Origin of the sequence: Comamonas flocculans, assembly GCF_007954405.1 — a bacterium.
Classification (GTDB): domain Bacteria; phylum Pseudomonadota; class Gammaproteobacteria; order Burkholderiales; family Burkholderiaceae_C; genus Comamonas_C; species Comamonas_C flocculans.
Genome location: NZ_CP042344.1, coordinates 3,101,277 through 3,116,119, shown reverse-complemented (window position 1 = coordinate 3,116,119; position 14,843 = coordinate 3,101,277). Strand labels below are relative to the sequence as shown.

Below are 14,843 nucleotides of genomic sequence, written 5' to 3'. Positions count from 1 at the left end.
TCACCCCCGTACGGCCCTGCCCTCACTGTCCATGGATTCTGGTGACCTGCGTCTAGCCACTGCCCATGCCCTGGTCACCGAAACCCTGGGGGATTGTCTGCCGCCCGTCAGCAGCGGTTCGGCGCATTACCTGCAGGCCTTGATCGACGCGTTGTGCGAACTCTCGCTCAAGGACCCGCTGACCGGGCTGCACAACCGCCGTTTTTTCGACGCCGCGATAGAGAGCGAAATCGACCGCGTGGCACGCACCGGTGAAGCTGCGCTGCTGCTGATGCTGGACATCGACCATTTCAAGCGGGTCAACGATGCGCACGGCCATCTGGTGGGCGACCTGGTGCTGCAGACCGTGGCACACACCATCCGGGGCTGCATGCGCCCCATGGACACCGTGGCCCGCTATGGCGGCGAGGAATTCGCCATCATCTTGCCGGCCTGCCAGCTGAGCTTCGGCGCACGCGTGGCCGAGCGCCTGTGCGAAGCGATAGCGGCCGCGCCGATCGCACTCACCCCGACGCAGCAGCTGGGCGTGAGCGTGAGCGTGGGCGGCGCCTACGCCATTCCGTGGATACGCAGCACCCCCAAACTCTGGATAGAGCGCGCAGACCTGCAGCTCTACCACGCCAAGGAGGCTGGCCGCAACCGCGTCAGCATCGAGGAGCCGCGCGACAGCACCGTCACCGCGGACGAGAAAAACATGCTTCTGGCCCCCCTTTACACTTCTTCAGCCTGGGGCGAACTGTCGTCCAATCAGACTCCGCCCCATGGCAGCGCCCACTGAATCCCCGAACATGTCCGACGTGCCGCTCGCGCCCCCCAACGCCGATGCCGATGCCGCGCCCCAGGCCCGGCCGATCAGCGGTGCGCGCATCGTGGCGATCACCAGCGGCAAGGGCGGCGTGGGCAAGACCTTCGTGTCCGCCAATCTGGCCGCGGCACTCACGCGCCGGGGTTTGCGCGTGCTGGTGCTCGACGCGGATCTGGGCCTGGCCAACCTGGACGTGGTGCTCAACCTCTACCCCAAGCTCACGCTGCACGACGTGTTCACCGGCAAGGCACAGCTCAGGGACGTGGTGCTGCCCACGCCCGGCGGTTTTTCGGTGGTGCTGGCGGGTTCGGGCATGGTCGAGTATTCGCGCCTCACGCCCGAGGTGCGCAGCGAATTCCTGCACGTGATCCAGACCATCACGCCCGACTACGACATCGTGCTGCTGGATACCGGCGCGGGCATCTCCGACGTGGTGCTGTTCTCGATCTCGCTGGCTTCCGAGGTGCTGGTGGTGGCCACGCCCGAGCCGACCTCGCTGACCGACGCCTACGCCGCGATCAAGGTGCTGGCCGCACAGCAAAACCGCAGCCACATCCGCATGGTGATCAACCAGACGGTGCGCCCGGGCGACGGGCGCGCCATCACCGGGCAGCTGCAGCAGGTGCTCAACCGCTTCGTGGCCACGGGCAGCGGCCAGCCTCTGCGCCTCATCCACATGGGCGACATCCCCGCCGACCCGAGCGTGCGCGACGCGGTGATGCGCCGCCAGCTGCTGCTGCAGCAAATGCCCGGCTGCCCTGCCGCCCTGGCCATAGGGCAGCTGGCAAGCAAGCTGCAAAGCACCTTGCTCGACCAGCCGCGCTGACGCGAAGGCGGCGCTCTCAGACCGAGAGCGCGCCCATGCTGGAGACGCCGAAGCGCAGCACGGGCGCGGCCGCATCGGCAAAGGGCACGCTCATCGCGATCTCGCCTGCGCCGTGCAGCAGGCAGCTTTCGCGGCGCAGCTGCACCGGCGCCGCACCATCGGCAAAACGCACCCAGGTGCCGAAGCTGCTCAGGTCGGTGAGCACGGCGCTGCCCTGGCGCCAGTCCACGCGCGCATGCATGCGCGAGACGCGCGGGTCGTCCACGCGCACATGGCAGTTGGCGCCGCGCCCGATGTAGAGCGTGCCGGCCGCGGCCAAAAAGCTCTGCTGGGTGCCGCGCCAGTCAAAATCCAGCTTGCCGTGCGCGGCGACCACGCCGAGCGCGCCGATCTCGCTGGGCAGGCCGCCCTGCACGGTCATGAAGTCGGTAGCCTCGTCCTCGCGCCATTCGAGCTGGTAGGCGAGCACCGGATCGCTCTTGCCGCGCACCTCCATGTGGCCCATGCGCACCAGCGCGACCAGGCCCGGGGGCAGGGTCTGCACCGTTTCCTGCGAGGCGAGGATCTCGCCCGGCGCGGCGATCTCGCACAGCCTGGCGGCCACGTTGACCGCGTCGCCATAGGTGTCGCCATCCACCTCGACCACCTCACCGCTGCACAGGCCCACGCGCACGGCCAGGCGGTGCGACTGCGGCAGTGCGCGCGTGGCCAGGTGTTGTTCGCGCATGAGCTGCACCACGCCAGCGGCCGCGGCCGCGCCGTCGCCAAAGAGCCCGAAGACCCCGTCACCGAGCTTCTTGACCACGCGCCCGCCGGCATGCTTGATGGCCAGGCCCATCTGGCGCGTGAGCGTGGTCACCGCACGGGTCGCCTCGGCATTGCCCAGAGCGTCGTAGAGCGCGGTGCTGCCGGAAATGTCGGCAAATACCACGGTCTTGATCTGGCTGGCCTGGGTATTCGGCGCGAGGGGTGTTCCAGCAGGGTTCATGGACAGCAATCACCGGCCCTGCGGGGCGGGGCCGCCACCACATTATGGATACGAAGCGTGTCCGGGTGTAAACCCAAACGTCGAAGATTGTCAGCTCCTCAGTGCAAATGCCCCCATACCAGCAGCGCCTCGCGATCCTGCACCGCGAGCGACACCGGCGCGCCCACCGGCAGCAGCACCTTGGTCGGAACATGACCGAAGGGCAAATTGGTGAGCACCGGCGCCTTGATGCGCGTGCGCAGCCAGTCCACCACGCTCTGCAGCCTGTAGCCCTTGTCGTGCGCCGCCAGCCTGTACTGGGTGAACTGGCCCAGGAGCACGGCCTTCTGCCGCGCCAGCACGCCGGCGTAGAGCAACTGGGTCAGCATGCGCTCGATGCGGTAGGGGTGCTCGCCGATGTCCTCCAGGAACAGGATACCGCCCTTGATCTGCGGGAAGTAAGGCGTGCCGATGAGCGAGGTCAGCACCGCCAGGTTGCCGCCCCACAGCGGCGCCGGCTTCAGATGGATTTCGGGCATCGCCGCAGACCCGTCGGCCCCGGGCCTTTCGCGGCCCAGGCGCCAGCCCGTGCCTTCGCCGTGGCCGGTGAGCAGGTCGTCGAAGCAGGCGGCCATGATCTCGTCCGGTTCGTCCTTGGACCCCCAGTCGATTTCCAGCGACGGGCCGGCCCAGGTGATGGCACCGGTGCGCGCCAGCACGGCGCATTGGAAGGCGGTGAAGTCGCTCATGCCCACGAAACGCGTGCCGCGCTCTATGGCCCTGGCGACCTTCTTGTACTGGATGCCCGGCAGGATGCGCGTGCACCCGTAGGCGGCGCGCGCTATCAGCGCCACGTCGGCTCCGCTGGCGGCAGCGCGGTGGACGGCCGCCAGGCGCGTGGCGTCGTCGCCCGCAAAGCGCGTGTGACGGGCGAGCGCGTCGGCGTCCACCTCCACCTCGTGCCCCAGAGCCTCCAGGCGTGCAAGGGCGCGGCGAAACGCCGCCTTGTCGCGCACCGCACTGGCCGGGGAATAGATGTAGATGTGCTTGGGCCCGTGGTCGTGGCCGCAGTGGTCAGGGTGGTGCATGGTGGGCGAAGTATTCCATAGCAGCCTCGGCCGAAGCCGCGCTGGCATCGGGCAGGGTGAGCAGGGCCGGCGGCTCGTCCACGGCAAACCGCGCAAAGGCGCGCGGCCCGGCGCGGTGGCCGGCATCGGGGAATGGCGCATCGTCTGGCGCTGCCGCCTCGAGCACGCGCACGAGCGGCGCCGGCAGCGGCGCCAGTGGCGCACCCGGCTGGGCCAGGAGCACCACGCGGCGCAGCGCGAGCCGTTCAACCAGTTGCGCCAGCACCTGCCGGTGCCAGCCGAGCGTGTGCGCAGCCTCTTTCTTGGGCTTGTCGCTGCGACCGAAGCCGATCAGATCGGGGGCGACCACGCGCTGGCCCGCCGCGGCGAACACGGGCGCCATGCGCCGCCAGACCTCGCCCGACGCGGGGCTCGCGTGCAGGCACAGCCAGGTGAGGGGGGCCTCGCGCGGGCCGATGTCGCGGTAGTGCAGCCGCAGCCCGTCGAAGTAATCGTAGTGCCCTTCAGGGCTGGCAAAACGCTCCGCAGGCGTGCGCAGCGCGTCCGCGCGCAGCGGCTGGGCCAGCGCGCGCCGGGCGCTGCGGCGTTCGCTGAAAAACGCCTGCAGCAAGGCGGCGCACTGGGCCGCCAGCACGCCGCCGGTCAGCCGCGTCTGGTGATTGAGCCGGGGCTGGGCAAACAGGTTGAGCACCGAGCCCGCAGCCCCCGTCCTGGGGTCGGGCGCGCCATAGACCACGCGCGCCAGCCGCGCATGCAGCATGGCGCCGGCGCACATGGCGCAGGGCTCCAGCGTCACGTAGAGCGTGCAGCCCTCGAGCCGGTAGTTGCCCAGGCGCGCGGCCGCCGCGCGCAAGGCCGCAATCTCGGCATGCGCCGTCGGGTCGTCCTGCGCCAGCGGGGCGTTGCGGCCGCTGGCAATGAGGACGCCGTCCCGCACCAGCACCGCGCCCACCGGCACCTCGCCGGCCTGCGCCGCTTCGCGCGCGGCGTCGAGCGCGGCGCGCATCCAGCGCTCATCGTCTTCGGTCGTGCAGTGCTGTGCTACCACGGAAATAGCTGCACGCGCTTTGTCCACAAGGGCTGAGGCGCGATTTCATTGCTCATCGTCTGGCATGGGCCGGGCCTGCTGCATCAGCGTCTGCACCTGCTCGCGCACCTGCTGCTGCACCTGCTGACTCTGCGCCCGCACGGTGTCCGCGGGCGCGCCGGCGCCCGGTGTCTGCAGCGCCGGCATCGGCGCCCGGGTGGCGGCCAGCTGCTTCCTGGCGAGAAGACCGACGAAGACCAGCACCACAAGCAGGCCGACGATACCCATCAGCGCACGCATGAAAACCCCTTGAGCGGCAAAACAGGAACGAATGGCATGGCGGCGGGCAAGCTGGCAGTGGCGATGGCGGACTCAAGTGGCGAGGTCTGGCTTGCGGCCCGGGCGCCTTCGGGCACCTCGCGAAACTCCGCCCAGGCCTTCTGCCCCTCTTCGCCCAGCGGCGGCTGCATGGGCACGGCGGGCTGATCGCAAGGCCGCTTCATGTCGTCCCGCCGCAATCGACGGGAGTGCGCATCCTAGCGGGAAAGCGGGGCGGCTGTACAGCCGGGTCTGCGCGGCGCACGGCCATCGTCCGCGGGCAAGCCGCATCGAAAGCCGAACCCATCCGCATAAGCACATAGCCAATGTATCGTTTGCTCCGCGTGCGTTGCGCCGACAATCGGGCCTTTTGCACTCTTGGAGGCCGCGCCCATGCATCTTGACACCCTGGCGATCCACGCCGGCTATACCCCCGAGCCCACGACCAAGTCTGCTGCGGTACCGATCTACCAGACCACCTCCTACGTCTTCGACAGCGCGCAGCACGGCGCCGATCTGTTCGACCTGAAGGTGCCGGGCAACATCTACACCCGCATCATGAACCCGACCACCGACGTGCTGGAAAAGCGCCTGGCGGCGCTCGAAGGCGGCGTGGGCGCACTGGCCTTCGCCTCGGGCATGTCGGCCATTACCGCGGCCATCCAGACGATAGCCGAGGCGGGCGACAACATCGTGGCCGCCAGCACGCTGTACGGCGGCACCTACAACCTGTTCGCCCACACCTTCCCGCAGCAGGGCATCACCGTGCGCTTCGCCGATCCGCGCAAGCCCGAAAGCTTCGGCGCGCTGATCGACGCGCGCACCAAGGCGGTGTTCTGCGAATCCATCGGCAACCCGCTGGGCAACGTCACCGACATCGCCGCGCTGGCCGAGGTCGCGCACGCGCATGGCGTGCCGCTGATCGTGGACAACACCGTGCCCAGCCCCTACCTGCTGCGCCCCATCGAGCACGGCGCCGACATCGTGGTGCATGCGCTGACCAAATACCTGAACGGCCACGGCAACAGCATAGGCGGCGCCATCGTCGACAGCGGCAAATTCCCTTGGGGCCAGCACAAGGCGCGCTTCAAGCGCCTGAACGAGCCCGACGTGAGCTACCACGGCGTGGTCTACACCGAGGCGCTGGGCCCGGCGGCCTACATCGGCCGCGCGCGCGTGGTGCCGCTGAGGAACACCGGCGCGGCGCTCTCCCCGTTCAACGCCTGGCAGATCCTGCAGGGCATAGAAACCCTGGGTCTGCGCATGGAGCGCACCTGCGAGAACGCGCAAAAAATAGCCGAAACGCTGGAGCAGCACCCCAAGGTGGAGTGGGTGCGCTACGCGGGGCTGCCGGGCCACCCGGACCACGCCATCGCCCAGCGCCTGCTCGGTGGCAAGGCCTCGGGTATCGTCTCGTTCAACCTCAAGACCGAGGGCGATCCGCGCGCCGCGGGGGCGCGCTTCCTTGACGCGCTCAAACTCTTCTACCGCTTGGTGAACATCGGCGACACGCGGTCTCTGGCCACCCACCCGGCATCGACCACGCACCGCCAGCTCGACGCGGAGGAGCTCCTCAGCGCGGGCGTGAGCGAGGGCATGATCCGCCTGTCGATCGGCATAGAACACATCAGCGACCTGCTCGCGGACCTGAACCAGGCGCTGGACGCGGTCTGATCCGGTTTTGGCATCAAAAACGCGGCTGGCGCCTGTGGGGCAAGCGTCAGCCGCTATTTTTTTCAGTGCAGCAATTGCGGCACGATGGTCGACAGCGCCGGCACGTAGGTGACGATCATCAGGAAAATCAGCAGCAGCAGCGTCCAGGGTAGCGCCGCCCGTACCACCTGCCCTATCGTCATGTGCGTGATGCCCGAGGTGACGAAGAGGTTAAGCCCCACGGGTGGCGTGACCATGCCGATCTCCAGGTTCACCACCATGATGATGCCCAGATGCACCGGGTCTATGCCCAGCTTCTCGGCGATGGGAAACAGGATGGGCGCCATGATCAGGATGATGCCGGTGGGCTCCATGAACATGCCCGCCACCAGCAGCAGGATGTTGACGACGATCAGGAACTGCCACGGGGCCATGCCCATGCCGGCGATCGATTCGGCGATCTGCTGCGGTATGCGCTCCGTGGTGAGCACGTGGGCGAACAGCAGCGCATTGGCGATGATGAACATCAGCATCACCGTGACCTTGGCCGATTCCAGCAGCACGCCGGGAATGTCGCCCCACTTGAGGTCGCGGTAGATGAACACCGCCACGACGAAGGCATAGACCGCCGCCACCGCAGCCGCCTCGGTGGGCGTGAACACCCCGCCATAGATGCCGCCCAGGATGATGACCACCAGCAGCAGGCCCCACAGCGACTGGCGTCCGGCGACGAACACCTCGTTCATGCTGGCCTTGGGCTGGCGCGGCAGCTTGAGCACGCGGGCGCGCCAGTAAATGGCCACCATCAGGATCAGCCCCAGCACGATGCCCGGCAGGATGCCCGCGAGGAACAGCGCCCCCACCGAGGTTTCCGTGACCGCGCCATAGACCACGAGCACGATGGAGGGCGGAACCAGGATGCCGAGCGTGCCGGCGTTGCAGATCACGCCCGCGGCGAATTCCTTGCTGTAGCCGGCCTTGACCATGCCGGCAATCACGATGGAGCCCACCGCCACCACCGTCGCGGGCGAAGAGCCCGATACCGCCGCGAACAGCATGCAGGCCAGCACCGAGGCCATGGCCAGGCCGCCCGGGAAATGCCCCACGCAGGCATTGGCAAAGCGGATCATGCGCCGCGCCACGCCGCCCGTAGTCATGAACACGCCGCCGACGATGAAGAAGGGAATCGCCAGCAGCGTGTAGTGCTCGGACGTCTCGTAGATCTTGAGCGTGAGCGAAGCCAGCGAATCGTTGGTGAAGCCCAGTATCACCGCCAGCGAGGACAGGCCCAGCGCCACGCCCACGGGCATGCCCATGAACATGAAGACGAAGAGCAGCACGAAGAGAACCAGGGTGTTCATGGCTTGGCCTCCATCTCTTCGCGCATCTTCAGCGCGTCTTCGGCCTCGTCGCCGAGCAGGTGCACGTCCTGCCCGCTCAGGAGCTTGTAGAACACCACGCCAAAGCGCAGCGCCAGCAGGATGAAACCGAAGGGCAGCACGATCTTGGGCACCCACTGCGGCACCGGAATGTCCTGCATGTACACGCCCACGGTGTAGAGCTTGGACAGGTACTGCCAACCCCCAAAGGCGAGCACGCACGAATACAGGATGCACAGCGCCGTGGCCGCCAGCGCGACGGCGCGCGCCAGGCGCGGGTTCATGACCCTGATCAAGGCGTCGATGCCGATGTGCGCGCTCACGCGCACGCCGTAGGACGCGCCGATGAAGATCATCCAGGCGAACATCACCCCGGTGAGCTCCATCGCCCAGGTGAAGCTGTAGTTGAACACGTAGCGCGCAACCACCTGGCCAAAGGTGACCAGGGTCATGCCCGCCAGCATCAGCGCGAGGAAGTACTCCTCAAGTCGATCCATCCAGCGCATGCTCGGATACCCTCAAGTGAAATTAACAGGCCAAAAAAAGCGACCCAGTGTGCGGGTCGCTTCCCTCTTTGGGCTTGGCAAATGCAAGGCCCCCTGACGCTCACTGGTTGGACTTGAGGGCCGCGTCGATCAGGTCCTTGCCGATGTCGCCTTCAAACTTCTTCCACACCGGCTCCATGGCCTTGCGCCAGGCAGCGACGTCGTCCTTGGTCAGCTGCTGGATGCGCGCCTTGCCGGCCTCGCTGATGAGCTTCTTGTCGCGCTCGTTGAAGTCGCCGGCGAGCTTGTTGCCGTATTCGGTGGCTTCGGCCATGGCCTCGGACAGGCCCTTCCTCACGTCGGCGGGCAGGCCTTCCCACCACTTGGAGTTGGTCACCACCATGTAGTCGAGCACGCCGTGGTTGGTCTCGGCGATGGTCTTCTGCACCTCGTGGAATTTCTGCGAATACATGTTCGACCAGGTGTTCTCCTGGCCGTCGACCACGCCGGTCTGCAGCGCCTGGTAGACCTCGGAGAAGGCCATCTTCTGCGGGTTGGCGTTCATCGCGCGGAACTGCGCCTCCAGCACGTCGGACGCCTGGATGCGGAACTTCAGGCCCTTGACGTCCTCGGGACGCTCGAGCTTGTCCTTGTTGGTCGACAGCTGCTTCATGCCGTTGTGCCAGAAGGCCAGGCCCTGCAGACCGCGGCCCTTGATCGAGTCGAGCAGCGACTTGCCCGCCTCGCTGGCCTGGAAGCGGTCCACCGCGGCCATGTCGTCGAACAGGAAGGGCAGATCGAACAGCTGGATCTTCTTGGTGTAGCGGTCGAACTTGGACAGCGAGGGCGCAATCATCTGCACGTCGCCCAGCAGCAGCGCTTCCATTTCCTTGCCGTCGCCAAACAGCTGCGAGTTGGGGAAGACCTGAACCTGCACCTTGCCCGGCAGCTTGGCCTCGGCCAGTTCCTTGAATTTGAGCGAGGCCTGCCCCTTGGGCGTCTTGTCGGCCACCACGTGGCTGAACTTGACCACGATGGGCTGCGCATGGGCCGCCACGGTGGCGCCGAAAGCCAGCACGGCGCAGGCCAGAATGTGTTTCAGGGGCAATCGCATCGGAAGTCTCCTCGCAACAGGTACAACGAACAAGCCTTGCACTTTAGGCCAGCCGGGTGCCCAGCGTAACTGTGGCCTTCCACAGCTAGGGTTTACACCTAAGGTACTCCTAAGACGCCAATCCCGGGCAGCCTTGCCCTAAGTTTCGAGAGCCGCGCGCACCCGCTCCAGCCAGGCGGCGGTACGCGGCTCCAGTTGCTCGTACACCGCCTGCGTGCCTTGCCGCAGGCGCTCGCGCCGGCCCTCGTCCAGCAGGTGGATGCGCGTTGCGCCGCTGGCGCGCAGCGCGGCCAGGGCGGCGTCGTTTTCCTGCTGGGCAATGGTGTTGCCCCAGGCCAGCGCCTCCTGCAGCGCCGTCAACACGAGGTGGCGGTCGTGCGCGCCAAGGAAATCCCAGAAGCGCCGCTGCGCCACCACCGCGTAGCCCAGCCAGGCGTGCGCGGTCAGGCTCAGGTCGAGCTGGGCCTCGTGCATGCGCTGGGTCCAGAAGTTGGAGATCGGGTTTTCCGTGCCGTCCACCACCCCCAGCGCCAGCGCGCGCCGCGCCTCGCCGAAGGCCAGCACCACCGGGCGCGCGCCCAGCACCCGCATCTGCCGCGCAATCACGCGCGAGCTTTGCACGCGCATGCGCAGGCCCGCGAAGTCCTGCGGCGCCAGCAGCGGCCGGTTGGCGCTCATGTGCTTGAAGCCGTTGTCCAGATAGCCCAGGCCCACCAGGCCCTGGTGCGCCAGGCCGTCGAGCAGCGCCTGCCCGACCGGCCCCCGAGTGATGCGGTGCACCTGCGCGCGCGCGCCGAACAGGAAGGGCAGATCAAACAGCTCGAACTCGGGAAAGCCGATGGCGCCGAACTTGGACAGCGAAGGCGCCAGCATGTCCACCGCGCCCAGCTGCAGTGCCTGCATCTCGTCGGCGTCGCCATAGAGCAGCGAATTCGGGTAGATCACCACCTGGATGCGCCCCGCGCTCGCCTGCTGCACGTTCTGCTGGAAGCGCTCCATGGTCAGCCCCTTGGGGGTCTGGCGCGTGACCACGTGCGACAGGCGGATGGTCACGCGCGCCGGTTGCGCGGCCGCGGGCAGCGGCACGGCCGTGGCCGCGAGGGCCCCGAGCAGACGGCGGCGGGAAGCGAGCGAAGCAGGCACGGCCGCTATTATCCAAAGCCGTGCCGCTGACCGCCCCGCATCCCGCCGAAGACTTCGCGCTCCTGCACGCCGCCACCCGCCCGCTGGGCGAGCGCGGCAGCCGGCGCGCCACGCTCTGGATGCTGGGCCTGGCCTTGCTGACCGTGCTGACCGTGCTGGCCCTGGCCTGGTATCTGCACCGTGTCGAAGTGCAGGAAGAAGAACGTCGGCGCGGCGCGGACGCGCAGTGGCTGGAGCAAAGCGTGCAGTTCCACTTCCGCCGTCTTGAAGGCGATCTGGCGCAGCGCGCGCGCCAGCTCGCGATCGATGGCCCGCAGGCGCTGCAGACGCCGGGCCAGGGCGAGGCCGACACCCACCCTGCCGGCCTGCTGTGGCGCAGTCCCGCCGTGGTGCAGGCGCAGGCCTGGCTGGCCCAGCCGGGCGACCCGCGCGGCAGCGCCGGGGACCTCGCCATCTGGCGGGCCGACCTGGAGTCGAATGCCGAAAACCACCAGCAGCTGCAGCTGCTGCAGGACACCGCCGCCAGCCTGCGGCGGGCAAGCTACGCCGGGCCCCTGCGGGATGCGGACGGCGGCCAGGACGGGCGCGTCTGGCTGGCCGTCCCCTCGTTCGACGGCGCCCGCCTGGCCGGGCTCTACGTGGTGGCGCTGTCCATGCAGCAGGCGCTGGTCGCCCTGCTGCCGCCCTGGTTCATCGCGCAGCAGCAGGTGCGCATCGTGGCGGACGCGGGCCTGCCGGGCGGCACTGCGCCGGACGGCGCCAGCTACCTCACGCCCATGAACCTGCCCGGCGTGGAGCTGCTGCTGCAGGTGACGCCGCTGGGTTCGCACACCTCCTCCACGCCGCGGCTGTTCTTCGCCGTCGCCCTGGTGTTCCTGCTCGGCCTGCTGGTGAGCCTGCTGGCGCTGCGGCGCGACTTTGCCAAGCGCCAGCAGGTGCAGCAGCGCCTGCAGGCCGAGGTGGCGCTGCGCTCGGCCATGGAGCGCTCAGTCAGCATAGGCATGCGCGCCTGGGACCTGCAGGGCACCATCCTCTACGTGAACCAGGCCTTCTGCGCCATGGTGGGCTACGGCGCGCAGGAGCTGCGCGGCGCGCGCGCGCCCATGCCCTACTGGCCGGACGAGCAGGCGGGCGAGCTGGCCGTGCTGCACGGTGGCATCCTGCATGCGGGCACGCAGCCGCAGGGCCTGGAGGCGCAGTACCGCCACCGCGACGGCCACCTGGTGGACGTGCTGATTCACGAGGCGCCGCTGCTTGCCGCCGACGGACGCCAGCTCGGCTGGATGAGTTCGGTGCTGGACATCAGCGAACGCAAGCATGCGCAGCGGCTGGCCGCCGAGCAGCAGGAAAAGCTCGAAGCCTCCGAGCGCCTGGTGGCCGTGGGCGAGGTGGCCTCCACGCTGGCGCACGAGCTCAACCAACCGCTGGGCGCGCTGGCCAGCTTTGCCAACGGCCTACTCAACCGCCTGCGCGCGGGCACGATTGCCCTGGCCGACATGGAACCCGTGGTGCGGCGCATGGCGCAGCTGGCCGAGCGCGCCGGCGGCGTGACGCAGCGCGTGAACGCCTTTGCGCGCAAGCGCGAGCTGCACCTGACGCGGCTGGACCTGGCGGCGCTGGTGCGCCGCGCGGTAAGCACGGCGCAGGAAGGCCAGGCCACGCCCATCGCCCTGCAGCTGCCAAGCCGCCCCGTGCTGGTGCGCGGCGACGCCCTGCTGCTGGAACACCTGGTGCACAACCTGTGCTCCAACGCGCTGGACTGGGCGGGCGAAGCCGCGACCGCCCCGGCCCGGGTACAGGTGCGCCTGCAGGCCGACACGACCACGGGCGAAGCGAGCCTGGCGGTGGCCGACAGCGGCCCCGGCGTGTCCGAGGCCGCCCAGGCCCGGCTGTTTGACGCCTTCTTCAGCACCAAGCACGGTGGCATGGGCATGGGCCTGGCCATCTGCCGCTCGATTGCCGAGGCGCACCACGGGCGCATCCAGGTGGAGCGCGACGCACTGCTGGGCGGCGCGCTGTTCACCGCCATCCTGCCCTTGGAGAGCGACGCATGAACACCACCGCCATGGACATCCACATCGTCGATGACGATGCCGACGTGCGCGACGGCCTGGCCTGGCTGTTCGATTCACGCGGCTGGAAGACCCGGGTATGGCAGGGCGGCGACGTCTTTCTGGATGCCGCCCGCGCGCTGCAGGGCCAGTGGGGCCTGGCGGTGGTGCTGCTGGACATCCGCATGCAGCCGCTCTCGGGCCTCGTGACTTTCGAGCGTCTCAAGACCCTGGGCTGCCCCTGGCCCGTGCTCTTCCTGACCGGGCATGGTGACGTGGCCACGGCGGTGCAGGCGGTCAAGGAAGGCGCCTGGGACTTTCTGGAAAAGCCCTTCCAGGACAACATGCTGGTGGACCGCGTGGAGCAGGCCATGCAGGCGCTGCTGACACGCAGCGCCGGCGAGCGCGAGCTGCAGCGCCTGCGCCAGGCGCTGGCGTCCCTGAGCCCGCGCGAACGCGAGGTGCTGGGCGAGCTGCTGCGCGGCCACTACAACAAGAACATCGCCGAGCACCTGGGCATCAGCGCGCGCACGGTGGAATTCCACCGCGCCAACATCTTCGAGAAAATGGGCGTGGAGTCGGCCATCGAACTGGCGCACAAGCTGGGCCAGCTGCAGCCCGCGGGACGTGACGGCGAGCCTGGCCCGCCCTGATCCGGCAGCGCCTCCTGCGGATTTGCAATCCACAAGAGAACAAGGCGCGACGCCGCAGACAGTACGCCTGGTACGGCAAGGCGAAGCAAGGCAGTTGTCTTTTTGATAGCGAAGTCGTCTCAGCGCGCATCCGCCACGCCCGGCAAGGCAGCCACGCATTCGCCCAGCGCCAGGCAGCTGGTGAGCCCGGGCGACTCGATACCAAACAGGTTCACCAGCCCGGGCAGGCCATGCGCGCTCGGACCCTGGATCAGGAAATCCGCCGCCGGCTCGCCCGGCCCGCTGATCTTGGGGCGCATGCCGGCGTAGTTGGGCAGCAGCGCGCCGTCGGGCAGCGCAGGCCAGTAGCGGCGCACTTCGGCGTAGAAGCCCAGTGCGCGCTCGCCGTCCACCTGCAGGTCGTCAGGAGAGTCCACCCACTGCACGTCCGGGCCGAAGCGCGCCCGCCCGGCCAGGTCCAGCGTGAGGTGCACGCCCAGGCCCGCCGCCTCGGGCAAGGGGTAGATCAAGTGCGAGAACGGCACGCGCGCGCCGCAGGCAAAGTAGCTGCCCTTGGCATGGAAGGCGCGCGGCACCAGCGCCGGCGGCAGGCCCGGGGTGCGCCGCGCCAGGGCGGGTGCATGCAGGCCGGCGGCGTTCACCACCAGGTTGGCCGCCAGCTCGGCGCCCTCCTGCGTGCGCAGCCGCAGCGCGCCCCGGGTGGCATCGAGCTGCACTACCTTGGTATTGAGGACCACCATGGCCCCGTGTTGCTGCAGGTCGGCTTGCAGCGCAAGCATGAGCGCGTGGCTGTCGATGATGCCGGTGCCGGGCGAAAGCAGGGCCGCATGGCATTGCAGCGCGGGCTCCAGCCGGTGGGCGGCGGCGGCGCCCAGCCACTGCAGGTCGTGCACGCCATTGGCCTGGGCCCTGGCGGCCACAGCCTGCAGCGCCTCGGTCTGCCGCGCCGAGGTGGCCACGATGAGCTTGCCGCAGCGCCGGTGCGGCACCTGGCGGCGAGCGCAATAGTCGTAGAGCATCGCGCTGCCCTGCACGCACAGGCGCGCCTTGAGCGAGCCTGGCGGGTAGTAGATGCCCGCGTGGATCACCTCGCTGCTGCGTGCGCTGGTCTGCGTGCCGACGGCCGCCTCGGCCTCCAGCACCAGCACCTCGCGCCCGCGCAGGGCCAGCGCGCGCGCCACCGCCAGGCCGACGACACCCGCGCCCACCACCACGCATTGCACGCTGTCCACCATGGTCTGCCCCTGTGCCTGCATCCCGCGAAAAGCCGCCCAAAGAAGCGGCTGATTATCCGTGGCAGACCTGACAGAGGGTGGCACAATACTGTATAAATC

Annotated in this window: 15 protein-coding genes; 5 read left to right on the top strand and 10 right to left on the bottom strand. The window is 68.7% G+C overall.

Annotated elements, in window-relative coordinates; translation table 11 throughout:
• Nucleotides 1-31: 31 nt before the first annotated feature.
• Nucleotides 32-778, top strand: coding sequence for a GGDEF domain-containing protein (locus FOZ74_RS14860; protein ID WP_146913786.1), 747 nt, complete (start codon nucleotides 32-34; stop codon nucleotides 776-778).
• A gap of 10 nt (nucleotides 779-788) precedes the next feature.
• Complete coding sequence (locus FOZ74_RS14855; RefSeq protein ID WP_146913785.1) at nucleotides 789-1,631, top strand: MinD/ParA family protein; 843 nt, start codon at nucleotides 789-791, stop codon at nucleotides 1,629-1,631.
• Between the two features lie 16 nt (nucleotides 1,632-1,647).
• On the opposite strand, the gene FOZ74_RS14850 is transcribed toward FOZ74_RS14855, so the two are convergent.
• From FOZ74_RS14850 to FOZ74_RS14830, 5 genes are all read right to left on the bottom strand, one after another.
• Nucleotides 1,648-2,619, bottom strand: a complete 972-nt coding sequence (locus FOZ74_RS14850; RefSeq protein WP_146913784.1) for an adenylate/guanylate cyclase domain-containing protein — start codon at nucleotides 2,617-2,619, stop codon at nucleotides 1,648-1,650.
• A 98-nt stretch (nucleotides 2,620-2,717) separates the two neighbouring features.
• Nucleotides 2,718-3,686: an LD-carboxypeptidase gene (locus FOZ74_RS14845; RefSeq protein ID WP_146913783.1), complete on the bottom strand. Its 969-nt coding sequence runs from the start codon at nucleotides 3,684-3,686 to the stop codon at nucleotides 2,718-2,720.
• Nucleotides 3,673-4,692, bottom strand: coding sequence for a tRNA adenosine(34) deaminase TadA (gene tadA, locus FOZ74_RS14840; protein WP_222434212.1), 1,020 nt, complete (start codon nucleotides 4,690-4,692; stop codon nucleotides 3,673-3,675). The genes FOZ74_RS14845 and tadA overlap by 14 nt, the downstream gene beginning before the upstream one ends.
• Nucleotides 4,693-4,779: 87 nt before the next feature.
• Nucleotides 4,780-5,013 carry a hypothetical protein gene (locus FOZ74_RS14835; protein ID WP_146913782.1) on the bottom strand — a complete coding sequence of 78 codons (234 nt, stop codon included), beginning with the start codon at nucleotides 5,011-5,013 and terminating at the stop codon, nucleotides 4,780-4,782.
• Complete coding sequence (locus FOZ74_RS14830; RefSeq protein ID WP_146913781.1) at nucleotides 5,001-5,183, bottom strand: hypothetical protein; 183 nt, start codon at nucleotides 5,181-5,183, stop codon at nucleotides 5,001-5,003. Before FOZ74_RS14830 ends, FOZ74_RS14835 begins: the two co-directional genes overlap by 13 nt.
• Before the next feature lie 241 nt (nucleotides 5,184-5,424).
• Here FOZ74_RS14830 and FOZ74_RS14825 point away from each other — a divergent pair, with 241 nt between their 5' ends.
• The gene (locus FOZ74_RS14825; RefSeq protein ID WP_146913780.1) at nucleotides 5,425-6,705 is read left to right on the top strand and encodes an O-acetylhomoserine aminocarboxypropyltransferase/cysteine synthase family protein; all 1,281 of its coding nucleotides are present in this window, start codon (nucleotides 5,425-5,427) and stop codon (nucleotides 6,703-6,705) included.
• Between the two features lie 62 nt (nucleotides 6,706-6,767).
• On the opposite strand, the gene FOZ74_RS14820 is transcribed toward FOZ74_RS14825, so the two are convergent.
• The 4 genes from FOZ74_RS14820 to FOZ74_RS14805 form a co-directional block, all read right to left on the bottom strand.
• A complete protein-coding gene (locus tag FOZ74_RS14820) occupies nucleotides 6,768-8,045 on the bottom strand; it encodes a TRAP transporter large permease (RefSeq protein ID WP_146913779.1) in 1,278 nt (425 codons plus the stop codon).
• Nucleotides 8,042-8,560: a TRAP transporter small permease gene (locus FOZ74_RS14815; protein WP_255437661.1), complete on the bottom strand. Its 519-nt coding sequence runs from the start codon at nucleotides 8,558-8,560 to the stop codon at nucleotides 8,042-8,044. Before FOZ74_RS14815 ends, FOZ74_RS14820 begins: the two co-directional genes overlap by 4 nt.
• 109 nt (nucleotides 8,561-8,669) lie before the next feature.
• Nucleotides 8,670-9,662 carry a TRAP transporter substrate-binding protein gene (locus FOZ74_RS14810; RefSeq protein ID WP_146913777.1) on the bottom strand — a complete coding sequence of 331 codons (993 nt, stop codon included), beginning with the start codon at nucleotides 9,660-9,662 and terminating at the stop codon, nucleotides 8,670-8,672.
• A gap of 138 nt (nucleotides 9,663-9,800) precedes the next feature.
• Entirely contained in the window at nucleotides 9,801-10,805 is a 1,005-nt protein-coding gene (locus FOZ74_RS14805; protein WP_255437660.1) for a DctP family TRAP transporter solute-binding subunit, read from the bottom strand.
• 20 nt (nucleotides 10,806-10,825) lie between these two features.
• On the opposite strand from FOZ74_RS14805, the gene FOZ74_RS14800 reads away from it, so the two are divergent.
• Both FOZ74_RS14800 and FOZ74_RS14795 read left to right on the top strand, forming a co-directional pair.
• Nucleotides 10,826-12,859 carry a sensor histidine kinase gene (locus FOZ74_RS14800; RefSeq protein ID WP_146913776.1) on the top strand — a complete coding sequence of 678 codons (2,034 nt, stop codon included), beginning with the start codon at nucleotides 10,826-10,828 and terminating at the stop codon, nucleotides 12,857-12,859.
• Entirely contained in the window at nucleotides 12,856-13,509 is a 654-nt protein-coding gene (locus tag FOZ74_RS14795) for a response regulator transcription factor (protein ID WP_146913775.1), read from the top strand. Before FOZ74_RS14800 ends, FOZ74_RS14795 begins: the two co-directional genes overlap by 4 nt.
• Before the next feature lie 119 nt (nucleotides 13,510-13,628).
• Here the strand turns inward: FOZ74_RS14795 and FOZ74_RS14790 are convergent, their stop codons facing one another.
• A complete protein-coding gene (locus tag FOZ74_RS14790; RefSeq protein ID WP_146913774.1) occupies nucleotides 13,629-14,744 on the bottom strand; it encodes an NAD(P)/FAD-dependent oxidoreductase in 1,116 nt (371 codons plus the stop codon).
• Between the last annotated feature and the right edge of the window lie 99 nt (nucleotides 14,745-14,843).

Coding starts and splice junctions, on each gene's coding strand:
- FOZ74_RS14860 (WP_146913786.1), top strand. CDS start 32: ATGGATTCTGGTGACCTGCGTCTAGCCACTGCCCATGCCCTGGTCACC.
- FOZ74_RS14855 (WP_146913785.1), top strand. CDS start 789: ATGTCCGACGTGCCGCTCGCGCCCCCCAACGCCGATGCCGATGCCGCG.
- FOZ74_RS14850 (WP_146913784.1), bottom strand. CDS start 2,619: ATGAACCCTGCTGGAACACCCCTCGCGCCGAATACCCAGGCCAGCCAG.
- FOZ74_RS14845 (WP_146913783.1), bottom strand. CDS start 3,686: ATGCACCACCCTGACCACTGCGGCCACGACCACGGGCCCAAGCACATC.
- tadA (WP_222434212.1), bottom strand. CDS start 4,692: ATGCGCGCCGCGCTCGACGCCGCGCGCGAAGCGGCGCAGGCCGGCGAG.
- FOZ74_RS14835 (WP_146913782.1), bottom strand. CDS start 5,013: ATGCGTGCGCTGATGGGTATCGTCGGCCTGCTTGTGGTGCTGGTCTTC.
- FOZ74_RS14830 (WP_146913781.1), bottom strand. CDS start 5,183: ATGCAGCCGCCGCTGGGCGAAGAGGGGCAGAAGGCCTGGGCGGAGTTT.
- FOZ74_RS14825 (WP_146913780.1), top strand. CDS start 5,425: ATGCATCTTGACACCCTGGCGATCCACGCCGGCTATACCCCCGAGCCC.
- FOZ74_RS14820 (WP_146913779.1), bottom strand. CDS start 8,045: ATGAACACCCTGGTTCTCTTCGTGCTGCTCTTCGTCTTCATGTTCATG.
- FOZ74_RS14815 (WP_255437661.1), bottom strand. CDS start 8,560: ATGGATCGACTTGAGGAGTACTTCCTCGCGCTGATGCTGGCGGGCATG.
- FOZ74_RS14810 (WP_146913777.1), bottom strand. CDS start 9,662: ATGCGATTGCCCCTGAAACACATTCTGGCCTGCGCCGTGCTGGCTTTC.
- FOZ74_RS14795 (WP_146913775.1), top strand. CDS start 12,856: ATGAACACCACCGCCATGGACATCCACATCGTCGATGACGATGCCGAC.
- FOZ74_RS14790 (WP_146913774.1), bottom strand. CDS start 14,744: ATGGTGGACAGCGTGCAATGCGTGGTGGTGGGCGCGGGTGTCGTCGGC.